Source organism: uncultured Microbacterium sp. (assembly GCF_913776565.1).
Classification (GTDB): Bacteria; Actinomycetota; Actinomycetes; order Actinomycetales; family Microbacteriaceae; genus Microbacterium.
Map to the genome: position 1 here is coordinate 1 of NZ_CAJYPF010000041.1, position 3,084 is coordinate 3,084.

3 protein-coding genes are annotated in these 3,084 nt (G+C 70.0%); all 3 read right to left on the reverse strand.

Translation table 11 applies throughout. The features are described 5' to 3' along the window. Positions 1-1,083 (reverse strand): FGGY family carbohydrate kinase (locus QZ433_RS02750; RefSeq protein WP_295779905.1); only part of this gene is annotated, 1,083 nt, incomplete at its 3' end. Continuing rightward, on the reverse strand, positions 1,083-2,546 hold the full coding sequence (locus QZ433_RS02755) for an FAD-binding oxidoreductase (protein ID WP_295779906.1): 1,464 nt from the start codon (positions 2,544-2,546) through the stop codon (positions 1,083-1,085). The genes QZ433_RS02750 and QZ433_RS02755, both read right to left, overlap by 1 nt. Positions 2,547-2,577: 31 nt before the next feature. Further along, positions 2,578-3,084 (reverse strand): SDR family oxidoreductase (locus QZ433_RS02760; protein WP_295779907.1); only part of this gene is annotated, 507 nt, incomplete at its 5' end.

The window sequence follows — 3,084 nt, forward strand, 5'->3', positions numbered from 1 at the left end:
GGCGATCGCGTTCACGATGGCGGACCACATCGAGGACATGGAGCGCGAGCGCGGCGTCACCGCGCGGTACAGGTGCCCGCGACCCTGGGCACCCGAGAAGCCGACGAAGGCGCCGCGACGGTTCGGCTCGTCGCTGGGCGCGAGCCAGTCCAGCACGGCGGCGACCCCGTCGCATCCGGGAGCGACCGCTTCCGCCTCGGCACCGAGGCTGCGGTCGAATGCGTAGATGTCGTCGTCGGGCGCGACCGGATGCAGGAGGTCGCGCAACCAGCTCACGGTCCACATGCCCCGACGGATGCCGGTGGACTCCGCGAGGTACTGGCCCGGGCGGGAGCCGAAGTTCACCCAGTGCGCCTCTCCCCCACCGGGGGCATCGGCCACGGTCATCGCCGCGATGTAGGTGCCGAACGACAGCAGCACGTCGTCGGACGAGGCCAGGCCCGCACCGAGCGCCTCGACGGCCTTGTCGTTCGACGTCGCGAACACCGGCACGCCCGCGGGCAGGCCGGTCGCCGCCGACGCCTCCGCGCTCACGCGGCCGAGTTCGGCACCGGGATCCACGAGCTCGCTGAGCAGCGAAGGATCCATGCCGGTCTCCGTCACGGCATCCGGGTCCGACGACCACCGCCACGAGCGCTGATCGATCGGCCAGACGCCCTGGTAATTGCCGGCGGCGTCGCGGAATGCGCCGGTGAGGCGGTGCGCGATGTACCCCGACGAGGTCGTCACGTGCGCCACGTCGGGCGTGGCGACGTGCGGACGCGAGACGCGCTCGTCCATCCAGCTCAGCAGCGGTTCGGCGAGCGCGCCGTCGGGGCGCAGCAGAGCGCGGCAGAAGCGGATCGTGCACAGACCGATGCCGACCACCTCGGCGGGGTCGCCGTCGAAGCGGTCCATCGCCAGGCGGCACGCGCGCACGATCGAGTCCCACACGTCGTCGTCGGGATGGACGCTACGCCCGGGCGCGGGCGTCGCATAGGGTCGGAGCCCCACGCGCGCCTGCGCGCGCACGCGTCCCGTCTCGTCGACGACGAGCACCTTCGTCGACTGCGAGCCGTTGTCGATCGCGACGACGACGGGCATCAGCGCCCCAGGGCGAAGATCGTGCCGGGGTTCATGATGCCGTTCGGGTCGAGCGCGGCCTTCATGCGCTCCAGCAGCACCACGGCACTGCCGTGCTCCTCGTCGGTCCAGGCGGTGCGGTACTTGCCGATGCCGTGGTGGTGCACCATCGACCCGCCCAGGCGCAGCGCCTCTTCGACGACGATCGCGTTCAGCGGCTCGTGGTACTCCGTGATCTCGTCGCGCGGGTCGCAGTGGATGTCGTAGTCGTACACGAAGTAGAGGTTCGTGCCGGTCTGGTAGCTGTGCGAGGAGTGCGCGCCGAGCATGGTCAGGTCGGCTGCGCGGGGGAATTCGCGACGCACGCGGTCCATCACCGATTCGTACAGCTCGACCACGCGCGACCAGTCCACCGACACCTCGGTGGTGTAGCCGAGGTGGGCTTTCTCGAGCATCTCGCGCTTCTCGCGGTCGATCTTGTCCTGACCCCAGTTGAGGTTGTCGAACCACGATTCGATCAGCGCGTCGTCGACGCGCTCGAGGGGCTTGCCCTCGGCCGCCTCGGCGATGGCCTCGGCGGTCGCGTCGGCGAGACGGCGGGGCCCCTCGGCGACCAGCACGACCACGCTCTTGCCCTCGTGGAAGTGGGCGAAGTGCTGCCGGGCGTCCTCGGGCGAGTACACGCGCGCGACCGAGGGGCGGTAGCCCTGCGTGACGAGTTCGCGCAGCAGCTCGATGCCCGCGCCGAAGTCCTCGGTGAGGAAACCGAAGAACCGGTTGTTCTCGGGCGTGTAGGGCCAGATCTTGACCGTCACCTCGGTCACGAACGCCATCGCGCCCTCGTTGCCGATGATGAGGTGGCGGATGTCGGGACCCGCCGCGCGACGCGGCACGTTCTTGATGCGCGCGACCGTGCCGTCGGCCAGCACGGCCTCGAGTCCCACGACCATGTCCTCGATCCCGCCGTAGAGGGTCGAGAACTGCCCGATCGAGCGCGTCGCGACCAGACCGCCGTACTGCGCGAGGGGCTTGGACTGCGGCGAGTGGCCGGTCGTGTACCCCTGCGCGCGCAGCTCGTCCTCGACGCGCTGCAACCCGGCGCCGCACTGGACGGTGACCATCATGTCGACGGGATCGATGTGCAGGATGCCGTCCATCCGCGATCCGTCGAGCACGATCGTGTCGGCGATCACCGTCTCGAGCCCTCCCTCGGTCGCCGTGCGACCGGTGCGCGGGACGATCGCGATCCGGTTCTCGTCCGCGAAGCGCAGCACGGCGGCGACCTCCTCGGTCGAGCGCGGGTACACGATGGCGGCGGGGAACGGCCCGTCGAAGATGCCGTGGACGGCGGAGTACTTCTTGAAGCGGTCGACGCTGGCTTCGCGCAGCTCGGCCTCACGGGTGTCGACGGCCTCGGCGCCGAGCAGGTCCGTGAGACGCGCGGCGATGTCGGAACGGGTCAGCGGGGAACGGGAATCGGCCATGTCGGTCTTCCTTGATCGAGGGGGTATCGGGTCAGCGCAGCAGGTAGCCGCCGTCGACGACGAGCGTGTGCCCGGTGACGTAGTCGCTGGCGCGGCTGGCGAGGAACACGACCGCGCCCATCAGATCGGCGGGGTCTCCCCACCGGCCCGCGGGGACGTGGTCGACGATGCGGGCGTTGGCCGCGGCATCCGATCGGGTCTTCTCGGTGAGGGCCGTGGCGAAGTACCCGGGCGCGACCGCGTTGACCTGGATGCCGTATCCGCCCAGTTCGTCGGCGTACGCCTTGGTGAACCCGACGATGCCGGCTTTGGACGCCGCGTACGCGGGCGACTGACGCCCGCCGAGGAACGAGAAGAGGGAGGCGATGTTGATGATCTTGCCGCGGCGATTCGGGATCATGACCTCGGCCGCGGCGCGGGCGAAGTCGAAGGCCGCGGTGAGGTTGACCGCGATCATCGGATCCCACTTCGCACGGTCGAAGGCGACGACGTCCTCGCTGAGCAGGTTGATACCGGCCGAGTTGACGAGCACGTCGAC

What these genes read in the sequence shown, in the direction of transcription:
- QZ433_RS02755 (WP_295779906.1), bottom strand. Translation starts at nt 2,546, where the DNA reads ATGGCCGATTCCCGTTCCCCGCTGACCCGTTCCGACATCGCCGCGCGT.